Source organism: Azospirillum tabaci, assembly GCF_014596085.1.
Taxonomy (GTDB): domain Bacteria; phylum Pseudomonadota; class Alphaproteobacteria; order Azospirillales; family Azospirillaceae; genus Azospirillum; species Azospirillum tabaci.
The window spans coordinates 1-1,447 of the sequence record NZ_JACCJY010000071.1 but is presented as its reverse complement, the minus strand read 5'-3'; the positions used below and the strand labels follow the sequence as shown (position 1 = coordinate 1,447).

1 protein-coding gene is annotated in these 1,447 nt (G+C 73.2%); it reads left to right on the top strand.

What is annotated here, in order from left to right:
* Nucleotides 1-1,447, top strand: a 1,447-nt coding sequence (locus H0B54_RS29270; protein ID WP_246472986.1) for an Ig-like domain-containing protein, incomplete at both ends; no start/stop codon positions are given.

The following is a 1,447-nucleotide window of genomic DNA, read 5'->3' as shown; positions in this document are numbered from 1 at the left end:
GGGACCTGGTCCATCGACCTCGCCACGGCGACGCCGGTCACCGGTTCGCTGAGCCTCAACGCCAACGGCACGAACACCGTGTCGGCCACCGCCACCGATGCGGCGGGCAACGTGTCCTCGGCCGGCACGCAGACGCTGACCATCGACACGACAGCCCCGAACGCGCCGGCGGTGACCAGCGCGGCGCTCACCAACAGCGCCAGCCCGACCATCGCCGGCACGGCCGAAGCCGGCAGCACGGTGACCGTCACGGTGGGCGGCGCCACCTACACCACCACGGCGACGGGCGGAAGCTGGTCGATCGACCTCGCCACCGCGTCGCCGATCGCCGGGTCGCTGAGCCTGAACGCCAACGGCGCCAACCCGATCTCGGCCACCGCCACCGACGCGGCGGGCAACGTCTCGGCGCCGGGCACGCAATCGCTGACCATCGACACCACCGCGCCGAACGCGCCGGCGGTGACTTCGGCCGCGCTGACCAAGTCCGTAACGCCGACCGTCTCCGGCACGGCGGAGGCGAACAGCACAGTGACGCTGACGGTGGGTGGAGCGACCTACACCGCCACGGCCGCCGCGGGCACCGGCGCCTGGAGCGTGGACCTGTCCACGGCGACGCCGGCCTCCGGCACGCTGAGCCTCAACGCCAACGGCACCAACGCCGTCTCGGTCACGGCCCGCGACGCCGCCGGCAACGTCTCGGCCGCTGGCACGCAGTCGCTGACCATCGACACCACTGCGCCGAACGCACCGGTGGTGACTTCGGCGGCGCTCACCAGCAGCGCCACCCCGGTCATCGCCGGCACGGCGGAGGCGGACAGCACCGTCACCGTCACGGTGGGCGGCGCCACCTACACGACCGCCGCGTCGGGGACCGGCGCCTGGAGCGTGGACCTGTCTACGGCGACGCCGACCTCGGGCACGCTGAGCCTGAACGCCAACGGAACCAACCCGGTGTCGGCCACCGCCACCGATGCCGCCGGCAACACGTCCTCGGCCGGCACCCAGTCGCTGACCGTCGACACGACGGCGCCGAACGCTCCGGCGGTAACCTCGGCGGCTTTGACCAACAGCACCACCCCGGTGATCGGCGGTACGGCCGAGGCCGGCAGCACCGTCACCGTCACAGTGGGTGGGGCGACCTACACCACCACGGCGACGGGCGGAAGCTGGTCCATCGACCTCGCCACCGCGACGCCGATCGCCGGGTCGCTGAGCCTGAACGCCAACGGCGCCAACCCGATCTCGGCCACCGCCACCGACGCGGCGGGCAACGTCTCGGCGCCCGGCACGCAAGCCCTGACCATCGACACCACGCTGCCCAACGCCCCGGCGGTGACCAGCGCCGCGCTGACAAACAGCACGACGCCCACCATCGGCGGCACGGCGGAGGCGGGCAGCACGGTGACCGTCACCATCGGCGGGGCGACCTACACCACGACCGCCACCG